This window comes from Pseudomonas frederiksbergensis, assembly GCF_900105495.1.
Classification (GTDB): Bacteria; Pseudomonadota; Gammaproteobacteria; order Pseudomonadales; family Pseudomonadaceae; genus Aquipseudomonas; species Aquipseudomonas frederiksbergensis.
Genome location: NZ_FNTF01000002.1, coordinates 46,268 through 64,850, shown reverse-complemented (window position 1 = coordinate 64,850; position 18,583 = coordinate 46,268). Strand labels below are relative to the sequence as shown.

Here is an 18,583-nt window from a genome sequence, read left to right as displayed (position 1 = left end):
TGAATCTCCCAGAATCGACCACATCTAAGTGATATCTGGCAGGTTTCTTCATTCAGGATGTTTCATAGGTCCGGCCTGCTCAAAAGGAAGGTGACCCATGCGTATAGACCGTTTAACCAGCAAGTTGCAGTTAGCCTTGTCCGACGCCCAATCCCTGGCCGTCGGCCTCGATCATCCGGGCATTGAACCGGCGCACTTGATGCAAGCCATGCTTGAACAGCAGGGTGGTTCGATCAAACCCCTGTTGATGCAGGTTGGCTTCGACGTCAACAGCCTGCGCAAAGAGCTGACCAAAGAGCTCGATCAACTACCAAAAATCCAGAACCCGACCGGCGACGTCAACATGTCGCAGGATCTGGCGCGTCTGCTCAACCAGGCCGACCGCCTGGCCCAGCAGAAGGGCGACCAGTTCATCTCCAGCGAGTTGGTGTTGCTCGCCGCCATGGACGAGAACAGCAAGCTTGGCAAATTGTTGCTCGGTCAGGGCGTCAGCAAGAAAGCCCTGGAAAACGCGATCACCAACCTGCGTGGTGGTGAGGCCGTCAATGACGCCAACCATGAAGAATCGCGCCAGGCGCTGGATAAATACACCGTCGACCTGACCAAGCGTGCCGAAGAAGGCAAGCTCGATCCGGTGATCGGCCGTGACGACGAAATTCGCCGGACCATTCAAGTCCTGCAACGCCGCACCAAGAACAACCCGGTGCTGATCGGTGAGCCTGGCGTGGGTAAAACCGCCATCGCCGAAGGCCTGGCCCAGCGCATCATCAACGGCGAAGTGCCAGATGGACTCAAGGGCAAGCGCCTGCTGTCCCTGGACATGGGGTCGCTGATTGCCGGTGCCAAGTACCGTGGCGAGTTCGAAGAACGCCTCAAATCCCTGCTCAACGAACTGTCGAAGCAGGAAGGGCAGATCATTCTGTTCATCGACGAACTGCACACCATGGTCGGCGCCGGTAAAGGCGAAGGCTCGATGGACGCGGGCAATATGCTCAAGCCAGCGTTGGCCCGTGGTGAGCTGCACTGCGTCGGCGCGACCACACTCAACGAGTACCGCCAATATATAGAGAAGGATGCGGCCCTCGAGCGGCGCTTCCAGAAAGTCTTGGTGGATGAGCCGAGTGAAGAAGACACCATCGCGATTCTGCGTGGCCTGAAAGAGCGTTATGAGGTTCACCATAAGGTGGCGATTACCGACGGCGCAATCATCGCTGCGGCCAAGCTCAGTCACCGCTACATCACCGATCGTCAGCTGCCGGACAAAGCCATCGACCTGATCGACGAAGCGGCCAGCCGCATCCGCATGGAGATCGACTCCAAGCCGGAAGTACTGGATCGTCTGGAGCGTCGGCTGATTCAGCTGAAGGTGGAATCCCAGGCGCTGAAGAAAGAAAGCGACGACGCGGCGAAGAAACGCCTGGAAAAACTCCAGGAAGAGATCGTCCGTCACGAACGTGAGTACTCGGACCTGGAGGAAATCTGGAACGCGGAAAAAGCCGAAGTCCAGGGTTCTGCGCAGATCCAGCAGAAAATCGAACAGTCCCGTCAGGAACTGGAAGCTGCCCGCCGCAAAGGCGATCTGAACCGCATGGCGGAGTTGCAGTACGGGATCATCCCGGACCTGGAGCGCAGCCTGCAAATGGTCGACCAACATGGCAAAACTGAAAACCAGTTACTGCGCAGCAAAGTGACTGAAGAAGAGATCGCCGAAGTCGTGTCGAAGTGGACCGGTATTCCGGTGTCGAAAATGCTCGAAGGCGAGCGCGAAAAACTGATGAAGATGGAAAGCCTGTTGCACCAACGTGTGATCGGCCAGGACGAAGCGGTAATTGCCGTTTCCAATGCGGTGCGGCGCTCCCGCGCCGGTTTGTCCGACCCGAATCGCCCGAGCGGTTCGTTCATGTTCCTCGGCCCGACCGGTGTCGGTAAAACCGAGCTGTGCAAGGCACTGGCCGAGTTCCTCTTTGATACGGAAGAGGCGATGGTGCGGATCGACATGTCCGAGTTCATGGAGAAACATTCCGTGGCTCGCCTGATCGGGGCGCCACCAGGCTACGTAGGCTATGAAGAGGGCGGTTACCTGACCGAGGCGGTGCGTCGCAAGCCTTATTCGGTGATCCTCCTGGATGAGGTCGAGAAGGCCCACCCGGACGTTTTCAACATCTTGCTGCAAGTGCTGGAGGATGGCCGGCTGACCGACAGTCATGGCCGCACGGTGGATTTCAAAAATACCGTGATTGTCATGACATCCAACCTCGGTTCGGTGCAGATCCAGGAGTTGGTCGGTGATCGTGAGGCTCAGCGTGCGGCAGTGATGGACGCAATTTCCACGCACTTCCGGCCGGAGTTCATCAACCGGGTCGATGAAGTGGTGATCTTCGAGCCGCTGGCTCGGGATCAGATCGCGGGCATTACCGAGATCCAGTTGGGTCGCCTGCGCAGTCGCCTGACCGAGCGCGAGTTGAAGCTTGATCTGAGCCCTGAGGCCATGGATAAGCTGATCGCGGTGGGTTACGACCCGGTTTACGGCGCACGGCCGCTCAAACGAGCCATTCAGCGCTGGATCGAGAACCCGCTGGCGCAGCTGATTCTGTCCGGTCGTTTCATGCCAGGCGACACCGCAACAGGCACTGTGGAAAACGACGAAATCGTTTTCGTCTGACTCTAAACGGCAGTGCAATGGATAAGGCCTCGCATTGCGAGGCCTTTTTTTCGCCAGGCTGTTGAACTCTAAGGAAAAGGCTTGTAAAGTGCGCCCCGCAGTAAGTCGCCCTGAAGGGTTCCAGCTCCCCAAGCCGGAATCTGAAATAAGTTGCAAATCATTAACTTGAAAGCAATTTAGGGGGTTGACAGAGGTGCTTAAGATTGTAGAATAGCGCGCCTCAGACACACGAACGCAGCGATGCGAACGGGTCGAAGAGGTGAAGCAAGCTTCACAGTTGTAAATTGAAATATGTAGTTCCGTGATAGCTCAGTCGGTAGAGCAAATGACTGTTAATCATTGGGTCCCAGGTTCGAGTCCTGGTCACGGAGCCAATTTCAAGCCGGGGTATAGCGCAGTCCGGTAGCGCGCCTGCTTTGGGAGCAGGATGTCAGGAGTTCGAATCCCCTTACCCCGACCATTTTTGGGTCGTTAGCTCAGTTGGTAGAGCAGTTGGCTTTTAACCAATTGGTCGTAGGTTCGAATCCCACACGACCCACCATTTTTGAAACCAGTTCACGCTGGGATCAGATCTTAAGATCAGAGGCCAAAAGCACTGATCGAAGAAGGCGACTTTTTAAAGGTCGCCTTTTTATTACCGGGGTATAGCGCAGTCCGGTAGCGCGCCTGCTTTGGGAGCAGGATGTCAGGAGTTCGAATCCCCTTACCCCGACCATATTAAAAATCCTCGTATCGAAAGATACGGGGATTTTTTTTGCCTTCGAAAAATGTTCAAGATGCAAAAAAGCCGCGCTTCTCGACGGAAAAGCGCGGCCTGGTACTCGGCAGATTAGGCGCCGTCTTGGTCTTTCAAATGCTCGAACAGGCCTTTTGGCATTTTCTTGCCATTGGCTTCGTAGTTGGCTTTCACGTTATCGAATGCCTCTTGCTCGTCGATGAAGCCGTCATGGTTGGTGTCGATCTTGTCGAAATTGGATTTCGGCGCAACTTTCTGGAATTCGGCACGGGATACCTTGCCGTCGTCATCCGTGTCGGTTTTTGCCATCGAGGCATCGCCACACTTGCCCTCGCCACATTTCCCTTCAGGAGTCTTCACGACCTGTTCGGCCGAGGCCAGCAGGTAGCCCTGAGTCAGTGGTTGCGCGGCGAACACCGAACCGGACAACATCATTCCTCCGGCCAAAACAGCGCCGAGCAAACCGATAGTGTTTTTGGTGGTACGGGACATTTCAATACTCCTGGGTTGCACGACACAACCGTTCGATAAAGGACGCCACGCAAATGCGGCGATAACCGTAGCTGGCGGTAGCCTTGCTCGGGAGCGGCCATTTAGCGGGCGTGGTGTATCGCTACTGTGTCGCGCAAGGGGGAGTTTGTAAGCGAAGGGGATGAAACGGCAGGGGAGATACAGTGAGACACAGATCTACAGGCTGGTGAGTAAAAATGTGGGAGTGAGCCGCCCGGAGCCGGCTCACTCCCACGCTAGATTGTGTTAGTGAAGTTTGAGCCGTGGCTCAGTCCCGCGCCCGATCTTGCTGCCCAACATCAACATCGCCGTACGAAACGCGCCATACAACGCCATCTGGTGCATGCGATACAGCGACACGTAAAACATCCGCGCCAGCCAGCCTTCAAGCATCACGCTGCCGGTGAGGTTGCCCATCAAGTTACCCACAGCCGAAAAACGCGACAGCGAGATCAGTGAGCCGTAGTCGGTGTATTTGTAAGCCGGCAGAGGCTTGCCTTCAATTCGCAGTTTCAGCGATTTGGCCAGCAACGAAGCTTGCTGATGCGCAGCCTGGGCGCGCGGCGGCACATTGCGGTCGGTGCCCGGCTGCGGGCACGCCGCGCAGTCACCGAAGGCGAAGATGTTCTCGTCGCGGGTGGTTTGCAGGGTCGGCAGCACGTGCAGCTGATTGATCCGGTTGGTTTCCAGGCCATCGATGTCCTTGAGGAAACCCGGTGCACGAATCCCGGCCGCCCAGACTTTCAGGCTGGCATTGATGACTTTGCCATCGGCGGTGATCAGGCTGTCGGCCGTCACTTCACTGACGGCGGCATTGGTCATGACGTTGACCCCGAGTTTCTCCAGGGTTTTATGCACAGGGCCGCCGATACGTTCCGGCAGCGCTGGCAGTACCCGTGGCCCCGCTTCAATCAGCGTGATGTGCATGTTCTCCGGTTTGATCCGGTCCAGGCCGTATGCCGCCAGTTCATGGGCTGCGTTGTGCAGTTCTGCGGCCAGTTCGACCCCGGTGGCACCGGCGCCAACGATGGCCACGCTGATTTGCTCGACCTTGTCGGTCTGCCCGGCATGGGCGCGCAGGTAGTGGTTGAGCAATTGCTGGTGGAAGCGCTCGGCCTGTTTGCGGGTGTCGAGGAACAGGCAGTGTTGCGCCGCGCCCTGTGTCCCGAAATCGTTGGTGGTGCTACCGACCGCGATCACCAGCGAGTCATAACCCACTTCACGCGCCGGGACCAGTTCAATGCCGGCTTCGTCGTAGGTAGCGGCCAGCTGGATTTTTTTCTGTGCGCGATCAAGCCCGCTCATGCGCCCCAGCTGGAACTCGAAGTGGTTCCATTTTGCCTGGGCAACATAGTTGAGTTCGTCTTCGGAGGAGTTCAGGGAACCTGCCGCCACCTCGTGCAACAGCGGTTTCCAGATGTGGGTCAGGTTCGCGTCGACCAGCATCACACTGGCCGTGCCGCGCTTGCCCAGAGTCTTACCCAGACGGGTAGCCAACTCCAGACCGCCGGCGCCGCCGCCAACGATGACAATACGATGAGTCATGGGGATATCTCGCAAGGCTAAAAGAAATCGGTGCAGTCAACCGAGCGAGCGCGATGCTGCTCATAGCGTCAGGTAACTGATAAATCGGCTCAACAGGCCTAAACCAATGGTCACTGCCAACACCACCACCAGGAGCATCCACGGCCGGAAAGGCCGGCGCTCGACTTGGTGCTGGGACAATTGCAGGTACTCTTCGACATGCTTTTGGTCGTCTGGGTTCAGGCGGCTGGTCATATTGGGCCTCGTCAGGGGTAGACGTTGCTGAATGTGTAGAAGCTACAGGCGGATTTAACGAACGTTGAACGGAGCATAGCCGCTGGCAGGAATGGGCTCGACGCTCACCGTATCGTCCAGGCGAATGATTCCACTTTGTAACACCCGGGCGGTGATTCCGCCATGTCCGCGAACGGCCTGAAAAGTCCCGGGGCCGAGGTTGTTCTCGAGACGGGCGCAGGGTTGGCACCAGCCGGTGGTTTCGAAAATCGCCTGGCCAATCCTGAAGCGCCGACCCTTGAGACTGAACAGATTGATACCGCTGATAACGAGGTTGCGTCGCAAATCATTAGGTAATACCGGTTGATCCGCCGGGCGGCCCATCAGTGAGTTGATCACCGCCAGATGCTCCCATTGGATCAGCGTTACCTGCCGCGCATTGCGTACGCCGGGACGCGCGTGATCACCGGTCAATCCGGCTTCAAGCCGCGCTTCCACGGCATCGAGTTCGATCATCTGAGAACGTGATTGCGGCCGCACGCCGATCCAGCGAACGCGACCTGTTTGCGGCACTTCGGCAATCAGCTCCTGCAATGGACTCACAGGCTGATCCCGACGTCGAAAACAATGCTGCGACCCAGGTTGCTGCGCAAAAAATCCGGGGCATCCGGGTGCGCGAATAGCACACGGACGAAGGTCGGGCCGACCAGCGACAACGAGCGCCAGCCTTGGCGCAGGTATTCGGTAGGCGGCGGGAAATGGCTGTTGAGGTCCAGCACTTCGCGCTTGAGGCTGGCGAAGGCGATGATGTCCAGTTCGCCCAGGTCCATGCCGCGTTCTTTGTAGTTGTGCGCTTTTTTGCGCAAGGTTGGCGCGAGCCTGAGCAAGAACTCATTGGCCGGAATGCGCCGGGGCTTGGCCTCGCGGCGCACCAGCGAACTCAGGGAAAACGCACTGCGCCGGCGTTGCAGCTCATCGCGCCATTCGTCGTTGAGGCGTCGGCCCTCATCGAGCACGAAAAACACTTCGAAACTGGCGTCACGAAACAGCACGTCCGGCGGCTCCCCGGCCGGGGCGAATTCGTCGGCGCGATAGGGAATGTTCAGGCCTTGCAGCAGGCGCTGGCAGACCCAACGCTCACGCTCCCATTTGCGGGCATTGGACAGGAACGCGTTGGCTTGCTCGGCCGCAATGGTCAGCAGGCGTAAATAATCTGAGTCATCCATAGGCCCAAGCTTAGCGTTCATTTGCGACAAGCAGAAAGCGTGAAACGGTAAACAGGCGGACTGGGCGCTCGGAGCGGGCGGTGTAGACTGATGGCCATTACGCACATGCGCTCGAACGAGGACAGGAACGTGAAATATTGGCCCGTGTTATTGCTCAGTCTTCTGCCTCTTTGGGCGCAAGCACTGGAGGAGGGTGAGCGGCTGGCGCCGTGGACCTTGCTCGATCAGTTCGATCAGCCCTTCACACTTGATAACCAGACTCAGACGTTGCTGGTGGCGCGCAGCATGGACGCCGCCAAACTGGTCGCCGCCGCTCTGCAGGACCAGCCCAAGGGCTACCTGGAGGCTCGGCACGCGGTATTTGTCGCGGACATCCAGCGCATGCCTCGACTGATCGCGAAAATGTTTGCTGTACCGGCCATGCGCGATTATCCCTATCGAGTGATGCTTGACCGTGATGGTCGCGTGGCGCCGCGCTACCCCGGACCTGTGGATAAAGTGCTGTGGCTGCAGCTCAAGGACGGTCAATTGGTGGGGCAGTACGAATTCGCTACGGCTGCGCAATTGCGTGAGGCGCTGGAGAAGGCCCTGCCCTGATCCGCGCATCAGTCCGCACTTAGCGTTCAAATGTGATTGCAATGAAGGCAGTTCATCGCAGAGGTTCCGATCTGCCGGATTTGCGGCCCTCCATCCCCGCAACACTCCTCATCCCGCGCCCGTTTCAGGGCATTGCACAAAACGGATAGCGATCTGCGCAAAGCGGATATTGCCCCGCGCCTGGCGCCTCTACCCTCGGCTGTACGGACGTTAGCCGTGTTGCCGACGCTCTTAAAAAAATAACAACAAGAGATAAATGCCATGCGCAAGATCGACGTACATGCGGTTATCGACAACGCACGATTCAACCGCTTTCACTGGATGGTGCTGTTCTGGTGTGCCCTGATCATCATTTTCGACGGTTACGATTTGGTGATCTACGGCGTGGTGTTGCCGATGCTGATGAAAGAGTGGGGGCTCAGTCCTCTGCAAGCGGGCGCACTGGGCAGTTATGCACTGTTCGGGATGATGTTCGGCGCGCTGTTTTTCGGCCCGCTGTCGGACAGGATCGGTCGCAAAAAAGCCATCACGATCTGCGTGATGCTGTTCAGCGGTTTTACCGTGCTCAATGGTTTTGCCCGCAACCCCACCGAGTTTGGCCTCTGCCGGTTCATTGCCGGGCTTGGCATTGGCGGGGTGATGCCCAACGTCGTGGCGCTGATGAACGAGTACGCGCCGAAGAAAATCCGCAGCACGCTGGTGGCGATCATGTTCAGCGGCTATTCGGTAGGCGGCATGCTGTCGGCGGGGCTCGGTATCGTGCTGATCCCGAGTTTTGGCTGGCAATCGGTGTTTTACGTGGCGGTGCTGCCGTTGCTGTTGTTGCCGTTGATCATGTACTTCCTGCCCGAGTCGGTAGGTTTCATGCTGCGCCAGGGGCGCTATGAAGAGGCGCGAAACGTCCTGCAGCGAATTGACCCGGCGTACGTCGCGCAAACCAGCGATCAGTTGCACATGAGCGAAGTGAAGGGCACTGGCACGCCGGTGTTGCAACTGTTTCGCGAAGGTCGTGCGCTGCGCACGCTGATGTTGTGGCTGGCGTTTTTCTGCTGCTTGCTGATGGTCTACGCCTTGAGTTCCTGGCTGCCAAAACTGATGGCCAACGCCGGTTACAGCCTGGGCTCGAGTCTGTCGTTCCTGCTTGTGCTCAACTTCGGTGCCATTTTCGGCGCGGTGGGCGGCGGTGTGCTGGGAGACAAACTCAACCTGCCGCGGGTGTTGGCGGTGTTCTTCGCCGTGGCAGCGGTGTCGATCACCTTGCTGGGCTTCAACAGTCCGATGCCGCTGTTGTACCTGCTGATCGCCATTGCCGGCGCCACCACCATTGGCTCGCAGATTCTGTTGTACGCCTGCGCCGCGCAGTTCTACTCCATGACCATTCGCTCCACCGGTTTGGGCTGGGCCTCGGGCATCGGGCGCAACGGTGCCATTGTCGGACCGCTGCTGGGCGGTGCCTTGCTCGGGATCAGCCTGCCGCTGCAACTGAACTTCATGGCATTCGCCTTGCCCGGTGCGGTGGCCGCGATGGCCATGACCGTGTTCGCCATCAGCAGTCGGCGCAGTGCCCAACAAAAGTTGCCGGGCATCCATGGATCGCCTGACGGGGCTGTCGGCGAGGCTTCATGAAAAGCTTATTCCAGGACTTTTCCCTGTCTGCGGCCGTGGCCGGATTTATCGCCACGGTGATTTCCTACGCAGGCCCGTTGGTGATCATCTTTCAGGCTGCCGAGACCGCGCACCTCTCGCGGGAGGTGCTGTCTTCCTGGGTTTGGGCGATTTCCATCGGCAGCGCCGTGCTCGGAATCGGGTTGAGCCTGCGTTACCGCGTCCCGGTGATCATCGCGTGGTCAGCGCCGGGTTCGGCGTTGCTGGTGGCGCTGTTGCCGGGGATCTCCATGCCGGAGGCGGTAGGTGCGTATCTGGTCAGTAGCCTGATTATCTTTCTGGTCGGGGTCTCGGGAGCGTTTGACCGGATCATCGGCAAACTGCCTGCGGCGATTGCGGCAGCGATGCTGGCGGGGATCCTGTTCAGCTTCGGCACCGGGTTGTTCATCTCGTTGCAGGGCAAGCCGTTGCTGGTGCTGGCGATGTTCGCCACCTACCTGGTCTGCAAACGGCTGATGCCGCGGTATGCGGTGTTGATGGTGCTGCTGGTGGGTTGCTCGATGGCTTTTCTCGCCGGTGATTTGCACAGCGAGGCGTTGGTAATCGGGATGGCCACGCCGGTGTGGATCACACCTACGTTCAGCCTGAGCGCGACCCTGAATATCGCCTTGCCGCTGGTGATGGTGGCGCTGACCGGCCAGTTCGTTCCCGGCATGGCGGTGCTGCGCGCCAGCGGTTACCCAACGCCGGCCGGCCCGATCATCGCCAGCAGTGCGGTGGGCACGGCGCTGTTGGCGCCGTTCGGTTGCCATGGGCTGAATCTGGCAGCCATCACCGCGGCGATTTGTACCGGGCGCGAAGCCCATGAAGATCCCGGCAAACGCTATGTGGCCGGGGTTGTGGGCGGGCTGTGTTACCTGGTGCTGGGGATTTTCGGCGCCACCCTGGTTTCACTGTTTTCGGCGTTCCCCAAAGAACTGATCGCGGCCCTGGCCGGGCTGGCGCTGTTCGCCGCGATTGCCGGGGCGTTGGCCGGCGCAATGGCCGTGCCGAGTGATCGCGAAGCCGCGTTGGTGACTTTTCTGACCACCGCCTCGGGCATGTCGTTGTTGGGTTTGTCCGCTGCTTTTTGGGGGCTGATTTTCGGCATGGTCACGCACGTGTTGCTGAACGCCCGTCGTCCCGCTCCCCGCAGCAAATCCGCTGCGACTGAAGCACTTCAACCTGTCGATCAATAAAAACAAGAGAAAAACGATGAAACAGATTCTTCCAACAACCGGTTCCGTGTTGTCCATGGCGGTCGTCTCCAGTTTCTCCGCCGGTGCGATGGCGGCCGAGGGCGGCTTCATCGAAGACACCACCGCCACCTTGCAAGCACGCAACTACTACTTCAGCCGGGACTTTTCCGACATCGTCGGGGCCAACCAACAATCGAAGGCTGAAGAGTGGGCGCAGGGCTTCATCCTCAACGTCAAATCCGGTTATACCCAGGGCCCCGTTGGTGTTGGTGTGGATGTTATTGGCCTGCTCGGCCTCAAGCTCGACAGCAGCCCGGACCGGGTCAATACAGGTTTGCTGCCGGTGCAGGATGACGGGCGCGCGGCGGATGATTACAGCCGTCTGGAAGGCGCGTTGAAGGTGCGATTCTCCAAAACCGAACTGAAGGTGGGTGAGTTGCAACCCAACCTGCCGGTGCTGGCCTTCAGCGATATCCGTTTGCTGCCGCCCAGCTATCAGGGCGCGAGCATCAGCTCGAACGAGATCAATGGCCTGACCGTACAAGGTGGCCACTTGAACTCGACCAGCCTGCGCAACGAGGCCGGCGACGAAAAGATGCAAGCCATGCTCGGTCATGTGCCGCAGCGTCAGGTCAGCAGTGATGGTTTCAACTTTGCTGGCGCCGATTACGCCTTCAACGATAAACGCAGCTCGGTCAGCGCCTGGTTCGGGCAACTGGAAGATATCTACAACCAGCGCTTTCTCGGCCTCAAGCACAGCGAGCCGTTGGGCAACTGGATCCTGGGCGCCAACCTTGGGTATTACGATTCGCACGAAGACGGCAAAAAACTGCTGGGCAACATCGACAACCAGGCGTTTTTCTCCTTGCTGTCGGCTAAGCGTGGCGGCCACACGTTCTATGTCGGCTATCAGGGCATGTTCGGCGACAGTGCCTTCCCGCGAGTGTTTGCCAACATCAGCCCTCTGGGTAACGAGGTGCCGACCTACGAGTTCGCCTATACCGATGAGCGCTCCTGGCAGGCGCGTTACGACTACGATTTCGCCGCCCTCGGCGTGCCGGGGCTGACCAGCACCGTGCGCTACATCACTGGCAGCAATGTCGATACCGGCAAAGGGTTCGAGGGCAAGGACCGCGAGCGCGATCTGGACATCGGCTATGTGCTGCAGAGCGGCAGCCTCAAAGGTCTCGGGATCCGCGTGCGCAACGCGATGGCGCGTTCCAACTACCGCAGCGATATCGACGAAAACCGCTTGATCCTCAGCTACACCTGGACGCTGCTATAAGGGCGCGGTCATAGATCTGTGGTGCAGTCACCCATGACCTCGTACGTCACGCTATGGGTCTGGCCTTGATGATCGACGTACACCATGGTTGCAGGCACAACCCCGCAGGCGGTTGCGGTGTTCGACACTGAAACCACTTTGGCAATGTCCAGCGGCTGTGCGGGGTTGTACGAAGTGGCGGCGGGTTGGTTGCCGGCGGCCATGGCCGAGGTGGCGACAACGGTCAGAAACAGGCTGATCAGGGTTTTCATTTTTCCGTGCTCCGTGTTGATTCCGATACCTGGATTCTAGTCTTTGCCCATCACCGATAAAGGGGCTCGCGCCTGAAGCAGCCTTACATCAAACGTAACAGTGACCGCCCGTGGAGGGCTTATGGATCTGCTCAATAACTTGCGGGTGTTCGTCCGCGTGGTGGAGTGCGCAAGCTTTACCGCCGCCGCCGATGCGCTGGAACTGTCAACTGCGCAAGTGTCGCGACTGGTGGCCGATCTGGAGCAGCATGTGCAAGCACGCTTGCTGCACCGCACCACGCGACGGTTGAGCCTGACCGAGGCCGGTGAACGCTTTTTGGTGCGCAGTCGGCAAATACTCGAAGAAATGGAGGTGGCAACGGCTGAGGCTCGCGGTGCCCATCTCAAACCGAGTGGACGACTGCGGGTTCACAGCATGAATGGCCTGGGGGTGCTGATCACGCCATTGATCGCGCGCTACAGCGAGCTTTACCCTGATGTGGTGTTCGAGTTGACCCTGTCGCAGCGCAATCCCGATCCTATGGAGGAAGGGCACGACGTGGTGATTTCGATTGCCCATGAACTGGCCGATTCGCAAATGGTCGCCCAGTCCATCGGGCAGATTTACAGCGTGCCCTGCGCCTCCCCGCACTACCTGCAACGGCGTGGCGTACCGCGAACACCGATGGCGCTCAATGATCATCAGTGCCTGCGCATGCTCGACCCGTTGTACAAAGATGAATGGGTGTTCCGGGACGAAGAGGGCGAGCATGCCATCAGCCCGGCCAGGACCTTTCAATGCAACGTCGCCGAATCAATGGTCAAGGCGTCGGAATCCGGCATGGGGATCAGCCTGATTCCGTTCTATACCGCGACGCGTCCCTTGAGCGATGGCACGTTGTTGCGTTTGTTGCCGGCCTGGCGCCCCCGTGAGCGCAACGTTTATGCGCTGTACCCATCGCGGCGTTTTCTCGATGCCAAGGTTCGGACCTGGGTGGACTTTCTCAAAGCCGAATTACCCAAGCTGTTCGCTGAACACGAGGCGGTGATGAACGATCCACGGCATTGGGCCTGAAGTGCCGGTTACGTCACCCCATCCAGTTCGGCAGGGCCAGAAGCGCGTTGGCACGCTGGACAGGAACAGTCCAGGCAGGGCTAGTACTTCCAGAAAACCGGGATGAACAGCACCAGAACAGTGAGGATTTCCAGTCTTCCCAGCAACATGCCAACGGTCAGCAGCCATTTGGCCGAATCGGGCAGTGTCGAGAAGTTACCTGCCGGGCCAATGATCGAACCAAGGCCTGGCCCCACGTTGCAGACGGCAGTGGCCGCGCCACTCAATGCCGTGGTCCAGTCCAGGCCGATGAGCGCCAACCCCATCGCGATCGCCCCGATGGTGATGGTGAAAAAGAATGAAAACGTCAGGAGTGAGCGGGCGATATCTTCATCGATCGGGCGATTGTTGTATTTCTTCTGGATGACGGCGCGAGGATGAATCAATTGTTTCAGGCTGCCCATGAGCAGGGCGCCAGCCACTTGAAAACGGAAGATTTTAAGACCGCCGGCAGTGGAGCCGGAGCAGCCGCCGACAAAGGTCAGATAAAAAAACAGCAACACGGAGAAGCTGCCCCATAACGTGTAATCCCCTAGCGCCACGCCGGTCGTCGTGACCACCGACGTCACGTTGACCGCCACGATCCGAAACGCGTCCCACCAGCCGTGCTCGCTGTTCAAGCACAGCCAGGTGCCGAACAGCAGCCAGGTGATGAGCAAAAAGCCAATGAAACCGCGTACCTGATGATCGTTGAACAAGGCCTGTTTATTCCCGCGTAGCGTGCTCACATAAAGCGTGAAAGGCAGGCTGCCCAGAATCATGACAACCACTGACACCCAATGAATGGCCGGTTGTGTCCAGTGCGCCAGAGACGCATCGGAGGTGGAAAAACCGCCTGTGGAAATCAACGCCATTGCATGATTGACGGCTTCGAACGGCGTCATCCCGGCTATCCACAGGGCCAGCGTGGAAACAGCGGTCAGCCCGACATACAGCCCCAGAATATATTTGGCGGCGACATGGGAGCGGGGTGTGACCTTCTCCGACCAGTCGGATGATTCGGTCTGGAACAGGCGCATCCCCCCGACCCGCAATAGCGGCAGGATGGCCACGGCCATGCCGATGAAGCCGATCCCGCCCAGCCAATGCAGCATTGAACGCCAAATCAGCAATCCGGGAGAGGCAGTGTCCAGGCCGGTCAGAATGGTCGATCCGGTGGTGGTGATGCCGGACATCGTTTCAAAAAACGCGTCGGTGTAGCTGATGTGCTGAATAAAGACCATGGGTAACGCGGCAAACATGCAAACGACCACCCAACTGGCCGTGGTCAGCATGTACATATCGCGGGGACGCAACTGAGCGTTTTCAGGACGTCCCTTGTTAATCAGCAGCAGCCCGGACACCATCGTGATCACAATTGACCACCCAAAGGCCGACATCTCATCGTTGCGTTCATAGATCACCAGCGTGAGCAGCGGTATCGCCATACTCACTGCAAGCGTGATCAGAAAAATACCCAGGATGAAACCGATAAACCGCAAAACCGCAATGGACATAGATAACGCCTGTCTTGTTAGCGCCGCGCAGTATCGACCGGCTTGCCATTTTGTCTCGTAAAGTTTGCGTAACGTTTGTTCTTTCCCTGGATTCTCTGCGTGCCGGCTGGAAGTGCGATACGGCCAGTCAGAAACGCCGGTATAGACTCATAGCTATCACGACGGGAGAGACGCGTGAAATATAGAACAATGTTGCTGCTCAGTCGTTTGCTTGCGCGGGGCCCGGCGTCCAGGAAGGCGCGCCCATGATCGGCGCCGAGTTGCTGTCAGCGCAAAGCCTTGCAGTTGGCTGGCTGATATACGTGCCAGCAGTGATCTGGGCTGTCTGTCGAGCACCCTGGGTTGAATTGTTCAGCGACAGTCGCCGCCAGCATCTGTTGTTCGGCACGGTGTTCGCGTTGTTCTTGCTCTGGCTGGTGCGGCAAGACTTCGACACCGGCGTGTCCTACCACTTTATCGGCATGACCGCCGTGACCCTGTTGCTCGACTGGCCGCTGGCGATTGTCGGCGGGTTGGTCGCGCAAGCGGGACTGGTGCTGCTCGGGCGCCAGGATCTGGCGGCGATGGGGGTCAACGGTGCGCTGCTGATTCTGCTGCCGGTGCTGGTCACCGAATGCTGCGCGATCCTGGTGGAGCGAGCGCAACCGCGTAATCCCTTTGTGTATATCTTCGTGTCCGGTTTCTTTGCTGCGGCGCTGTCGGCGTTGCTGTGCCTGCTGCTGGCGCTGTGGTTGCTGTGGTTCGACGAACGTTTCGCCATGCCCTATTGGCTGGAGGATTTTGTCGGTTATCTGTGGCTGCTGATTTTTCCGGAAGCGTTCATCAACGGCATGGTCGTCAGCGCGTTGGTGGTGTTTTGCCCCGAGTGGCTGGAGACGTTCAATCGCACGCGCTACCTTTCAGCGCCCTGGAAAGACGACGATCCCAAATCTTGATCCATATCAAAGGCAAAAATCGCCCGCGAATCCATGCTTCGGAAAACCTTCAGGAGCATCGAAATGAGTGTCTACGAGTGGGCAAGGCAGGAGTTGCGTCAAAGTCTGGATGGGGCGCAGGAGGTGGGCTTTGATCCGGGGTTGAGCCTGCGTGCCTTGCTCAGTGCAGTGGTGCAACAGAGCAAGGCAGTGCGCAGTGTCGAAGACCTGGCCGATGAGTTGCGTTTTCTTGCAGAAAACCTCGATGACAGCCAGGACTACGGTTTTATGCGGCCTTGAAGATCAGTGACGCGGCTCGAAGTCTTCGCTGAACAGGTCGTCTTCGGCATCCGGGCTGACCGGAATCTTGTGTTCTTCCGAGGCCCATGCACCGAGGTCGATCAATTTGCAGCGATCCGAGCAGAACGGCCGGTTGACGTTGCTGGCGACCCATTCGACAGGGGCGCCACAGGTTGGGCAATTGACGGTTGGGGTCTGGCTCATGACTGGCCTCCACGCAAAGTAAGGTAAAAGTGATGCAGGCGTTCGACCTCGCTGTGCAGCCAGGCGAGGTCGCGGTCGTTGACCACCACATCGTCGGCGTGGCTCACGCGGTCCTGGCGGCTGGACTGGGCCTTGAGGATCGCCTGGACCTGTTGCTCGCTGGTCTGGTCACGCTGCAGGGTGCGCTCGATCTGTAGTTGTTCCGGGGCATCGATCACCAGGACTCGTTGGGTCATGGCGTACTGCCCGGACTCGATCAGCAATGGCGAAACCAGAATCGCGTAAGGCGATTGTGCCTTGGCCAGATGCTCGGCGATTTCCTTGGCGATCAGCGGATGCAACAACGCTTCGAGCCAGCGACGTTCCTCTGGTACTTCGAAGATCAGTTTGCGCAACGCCGCGCGATCCAGTTGCCCGTCGGCTTGCAATACGCCGGGGCCAAAGTGTTCGGCGATCCTGGCCAGCGCCGGGCGCCCCGGCTCTACCACCCAACGCGCCGCGTGATCGGCGTCCACCACGTGTACGCCCAGGTCGATGAAGTGCTGGGCAGCCGCGCTTTTGCCGCTGCCGATGCCGCCGGTCAGGCCGAGAATCCAGGGTTTTTCCACAGGGGTATTCATTTCAAACCGACAAACTGCCAATAGAAGCCGGTTATTTGACCACCCCAGAGCAAGGCAATCCAGCCGGCAATTGCCAGATAGGGTCCGAAGGGTATCGGCGTGGAGGTTTTCGCGTTGCGCAAACGCAGCAGAATCACGCCGACAACGGCGCCCACCATCGACGATAACAGGATGGTCAGTGGCAGGATCTGCCAGCCACCCCAGGCGCCGAACATCGCCAGCAACTTGAAATCACCGTGGCCCATGCCTTCCTTGCCGGTGATCAGCTTGAACAGCCAGAACACCGACCACAACGCCAAATAGCCGGCCACCGCGCCCCACAAAGCATCATGCAAGGGCACGAACAGCGCGAAGCTGTTGACGATCAGCCCCAGCCATATCAGCGGCAGCACCAGCATATCCGGCAGCAGTTGGTGCTCGGCGTCGATCAGGCTCATGGCCAGCAACCCCCAGCTCAGGAGCAGCGTCATGCAGGCCTGCCAGCCGAAACCGAAATGCCAGGCGATGAACGCCGAAAGCAGGCCGCAGGCCAGTTCGGTCAGTGGATAGCGTTTGCTGATGGCGGCCGTGCAGTTCGAGCATCGCCCCCGCAAGAACAGATAACTGAGCAGCGGAATATTTTCCCAGGCGCGAATTCGATGGCCGCAATGGGGGCACTGGGAGTGGGGCAGCATCAGGTTGAAGGTTGGCAGCGGTGCTTCACCTGGCAAACCCAGCACTTCACGAGCCTCCTCACGCCATTCGCGGTCAAGCATTTTTGGCAGGCGCCAGACCACCACGTTGAGGAAACTGCCCATCAGCAGGCCGACCAACATGGCTGCAATCACGAAGGACAATGGGTGGAGGGTCAGAATGTCGTTCAAGGGCATGTCAGATCGCTGAGCCGAGTTGGAAGATGGGCAGGTACATTGCAACCACCAGGCCCCCGACGATAACACCCAGCACCACCATGATGAACGGCTCCATCAGGCTGGTGAGGTTATCGACCATGTTGTCCACTTCGTCCTCATAGAAGCTCGCGACCTTGTCGAGCATGTCATCCAATGCGCCGGACTCTTCGCCGATGGCGGTCATCTGGATCGCCATACTCGGAAAAATGCCGGAGGCGCGCATGGAAAAATTCAGCTGCATACCGGTCGACACGTCCTGCTTGATCCGCAGCACCGCGCGCTTGAACACGATGTTGCCGGTAGCGCCGGCCACCGAATCCAGGGCTTCCACCAGTGGCACGCCTGCCGCAAAAGTCGTCGACAGTGTGCGGGCGTAACGGGCCACGGCGGACTTGTACATCAGCGTGCCAATCAGCGGCATTTTCAGCAGCCAGGTGTCCATTCGGTCGCGAAAGCCTTGCGACGTTTTAAACGCGTGGCGCACGCCGAAGATGGCCGCGATCAGCACGCCGAGCATCGCCCACCACCAGTCCTGCATGAATTCCGAGAGGCCGATGACCATCACCGTGAAGGCTGGCAATTCGGCGCCAAACCCTTTGAATACCGATTCGAACTGCGGCACCACTTTGACCAGCAGGATCCCGGTCACGATGATCGCGACGAACACCACCGCCAGCGGGTAGGTCATGGCTTTCTTGATCTTGGCCTTGAGGCTTTCGCTTTTTTCCTTATAGGTCGCCACTCGCTCCAGCAGGGTATCGAGGGCACCGGCCTGCTCGCCGGCATCGACCAGGTTGCAGTAGAGCTCATCGAAATACTGAGGTTTTTTGCGCAGGGAAGCGGCGAAGCTGTTACCCGCCGCGACTTCCTGTTTCACCTCGTCGATCAGCGTGCGCATGGCCGGGTTTTCGAAGCCTTCGCCGATGATGTCGAAGGACTGCAACAGCGGCACGCCGGCCTTCATCATGGTCGCCATCTGCCGGGTGAACAGGGCGATGTCCTGGGCCTTGATGCGCTTGCCCAGGTTGAAAATCGAGGTGGATTTCTTGCGTACCTTGCCGGGGGTGATGCCCTGCTTGCGCAACTGGGCCTTGATCAACGCCGGGTTCTGGCCGCTCAACTCGCCCGTCATTCTGGTGCCTTTGCGGTCGGTGCCTTCCCAGGCGTAGACGCTGATTTTTGCTGCTTTGACCGCCAT

General features: G+C 58.8%; 19 protein-coding genes and 4 tRNA genes. 12 read left to right on the top strand and 11 right to left on the bottom strand.

The window, feature by feature from the left end; translation table 11 throughout:
* Positions 1-97 precede the first annotated feature (97 nt).
* The 5 genes from clpB (at position 98) to BLW70_RS00855 (ending at position 3,377) form a co-directional block, all read left to right on the top strand.
* Complete coding sequence (clpB, locus tag BLW70_RS00875; RefSeq protein WP_074870998.1) at positions 98-2,662, top strand: ATP-dependent chaperone ClpB; 2,565 nt, start codon at positions 98-100, stop codon at positions 2,660-2,662.
* Positions 2,663-2,960: 298 nt separating this feature from the next.
* Positions 2,961-3,036, top strand: a tRNA-Asn gene (locus BLW70_RS00870).
* A 9-nt stretch (positions 3,037-3,045) separates the two neighbouring features.
* A tRNA-Pro gene (locus BLW70_RS00865) sits at positions 3,046-3,122 on the top strand.
* 5 nt (positions 3,123-3,127) lie between these two features.
* Positions 3,128-3,203: transfer RNA gene (locus BLW70_RS00860), tRNA-Lys, on the top strand.
* Positions 3,204-3,300: 97 nt separating this feature from the next.
* Positions 3,301-3,377 (top strand) — tRNA-Pro (locus BLW70_RS00855).
* A 114-nt stretch (positions 3,378-3,491) separates the two neighbouring features.
* Here the strand turns inward: BLW70_RS00855 and BLW70_RS00850 are convergent.
* The 5 genes from BLW70_RS00850 to BLW70_RS00830 all read right to left on the bottom strand — a co-directional run bounded on the left by BLW70_RS00850 (position 3,492) and on the right by BLW70_RS00830 (position 6,892).
* The gene (locus BLW70_RS00850; RefSeq protein WP_074870996.1) at positions 3,492-3,890 is read right to left on the bottom strand and encodes an HvfA family oxazolone/thioamide-modified RiPP metallophore; all 399 of its coding nucleotides are present in this window, start codon (positions 3,888-3,890) and stop codon (positions 3,492-3,494) included.
* Positions 3,891-4,154: 264 nt separating this feature from the next.
* On the bottom strand, positions 4,155-5,453 hold the full coding sequence (locus BLW70_RS00845; RefSeq protein WP_074870994.1) for an NAD(P)/FAD-dependent oxidoreductase: 1,299 nt from the start codon (positions 5,451-5,453) through the stop codon (positions 4,155-4,157).
* Between the two features lie 60 nt (positions 5,454-5,513).
* Complete coding sequence (locus BLW70_RS00840; RefSeq protein WP_074870992.1) at positions 5,514-5,687, bottom strand: DUF3094 domain-containing protein; 174 nt, start codon at positions 5,685-5,687, stop codon at positions 5,514-5,516.
* Positions 5,688-5,741: 54 nt separating this feature from the next.
* Positions 5,742-6,269 carry an MOSC domain-containing protein gene (locus BLW70_RS00835; RefSeq protein WP_074870991.1) on the bottom strand — a complete coding sequence of 176 codons (528 nt, stop codon included), beginning with the start codon at positions 6,267-6,269 and terminating at the stop codon, positions 5,742-5,744.
* Entirely contained in the window at positions 6,266-6,892 is a 627-nt protein-coding gene (locus tag BLW70_RS00830; protein ID WP_074870989.1) for a DUF1780 domain-containing protein, read from the bottom strand. Before BLW70_RS00830 ends, BLW70_RS00835 begins: the two co-directional genes overlap by 4 nt.
* A 129-nt stretch (positions 6,893-7,021) precedes the next feature.
* Here BLW70_RS00830 and BLW70_RS00825 point away from each other — a divergent pair, with 129 nt between their 5' ends.
* The 4 genes from BLW70_RS00825 (at position 7,022) to BLW70_RS00810 (ending at position 11,617) form a co-directional block, all read left to right on the top strand.
* Positions 7,022-7,489 carry an FAD/FMN-containing dehydrogenase gene (locus BLW70_RS00825; protein WP_074880350.1) on the top strand — a complete coding sequence of 156 codons (468 nt, stop codon included), beginning with the start codon at positions 7,022-7,024 and terminating at the stop codon, positions 7,487-7,489.
* A gap of 261 nt (positions 7,490-7,750) precedes the next feature.
* Positions 7,751-9,115, top strand: coding sequence for an aromatic acid/H+ symport family MFS transporter (locus BLW70_RS00820; RefSeq protein WP_074870987.1), 1,365 nt, complete (start codon positions 7,751-7,753; stop codon positions 9,113-9,115).
* Positions 9,112-10,332: a benzoate/H(+) symporter BenE family transporter gene (locus BLW70_RS00815; RefSeq protein ID WP_074870985.1), complete on the top strand. Its 1,221-nt coding sequence runs from the start codon at positions 9,112-9,114 to the stop codon at positions 10,330-10,332. The genes BLW70_RS00820 and BLW70_RS00815 overlap by 4 nt, the downstream gene beginning before the upstream one ends.
* Positions 10,333-10,348: 16 nt before the next feature.
* A complete protein-coding gene (locus tag BLW70_RS00810) occupies positions 10,349-11,617 on the top strand; it encodes an OprD family porin (RefSeq protein WP_074870983.1) in 1,269 nt (422 codons plus the stop codon).
* Positions 11,618-11,625: 8 nt separating this feature from the next.
* Here BLW70_RS00810 and BLW70_RS00805 read toward each other — a convergent pair whose 3' ends face one another.
* Positions 11,626-11,868: a DUF2790 domain-containing protein gene (locus BLW70_RS00805; protein ID WP_074870981.1), complete on the bottom strand. Its 243-nt coding sequence runs from the start codon at positions 11,866-11,868 to the stop codon at positions 11,626-11,628.
* Positions 11,869-11,989: 121 nt separating this feature from the next.
* Between BLW70_RS00805 and BLW70_RS00800 the strand changes: the two genes are divergently transcribed.
* Positions 11,990-12,922, top strand: a complete 933-nt coding sequence (locus tag BLW70_RS00800) for a LysR family transcriptional regulator (RefSeq protein ID WP_074870979.1) — start codon at positions 11,990-11,992, stop codon at positions 12,920-12,922.
* A gap of 80 nt (positions 12,923-13,002) precedes the next feature.
* Here BLW70_RS00800 and BLW70_RS00795 read toward each other — a convergent pair whose 3' ends face one another.
* Positions 13,003-14,457, bottom strand: coding sequence for a TrkH family potassium uptake protein (locus tag BLW70_RS00795; RefSeq protein ID WP_074870978.1), 1,455 nt, complete (start codon positions 14,455-14,457; stop codon positions 13,003-13,005).
* Positions 14,458-14,702: 245 nt separating this feature from the next.
* Between BLW70_RS00795 and BLW70_RS00790 the strand changes: the two genes are divergently transcribed.
* On the top strand, positions 14,703-15,392 hold the full coding sequence (locus BLW70_RS00790) for an energy-coupling factor ABC transporter permease (protein ID WP_074870976.1): 690 nt from the start codon (positions 14,703-14,705) through the stop codon (positions 15,390-15,392).
* 63 nt (positions 15,393-15,455) lie between these two features.
* Entirely contained in the window at positions 15,456-15,671 is a 216-nt protein-coding gene (locus BLW70_RS00785; RefSeq protein ID WP_008153324.1) for a hypothetical protein, read from the top strand.
* A 3-nt stretch (positions 15,672-15,674) separates the two neighbouring features.
* On the opposite strand, the gene yacG is transcribed toward BLW70_RS00785, so the two are convergent.
* From yacG to BLW70_RS00765, 4 genes are read right to left on the bottom strand one after another with little or no spacing between them, the layout of a single operon-like run.
* Positions 15,675-15,875, bottom strand: a complete 201-nt coding sequence (gene yacG, locus BLW70_RS00780) for a DNA gyrase inhibitor YacG (protein WP_008153323.1) — start codon at positions 15,873-15,875, stop codon at positions 15,675-15,677.
* Positions 15,872-16,495, bottom strand: a complete 624-nt coding sequence (coaE, locus tag BLW70_RS00775) for a dephospho-CoA kinase (protein WP_074870974.1) — start codon at positions 16,493-16,495, stop codon at positions 15,872-15,874. Before coaE ends, yacG begins: the two co-directional genes overlap by 4 nt.
* Complete coding sequence (locus BLW70_RS00770) at positions 16,492-17,364, bottom strand: prepilin peptidase (RefSeq protein WP_074870972.1); 873 nt, start codon at positions 17,362-17,364, stop codon at positions 16,492-16,494. Before BLW70_RS00770 ends, coaE begins: the two co-directional genes overlap by 4 nt.
* A 1-nt stretch (position 17,365) precedes the next feature.
* The gene (locus tag BLW70_RS00765) at positions 17,366-18,583 is read right to left on the bottom strand and encodes a type II secretion system F family protein (protein WP_074870970.1); all 1,218 of its coding nucleotides are present in this window, start codon (positions 18,581-18,583) and stop codon (positions 17,366-17,368) included.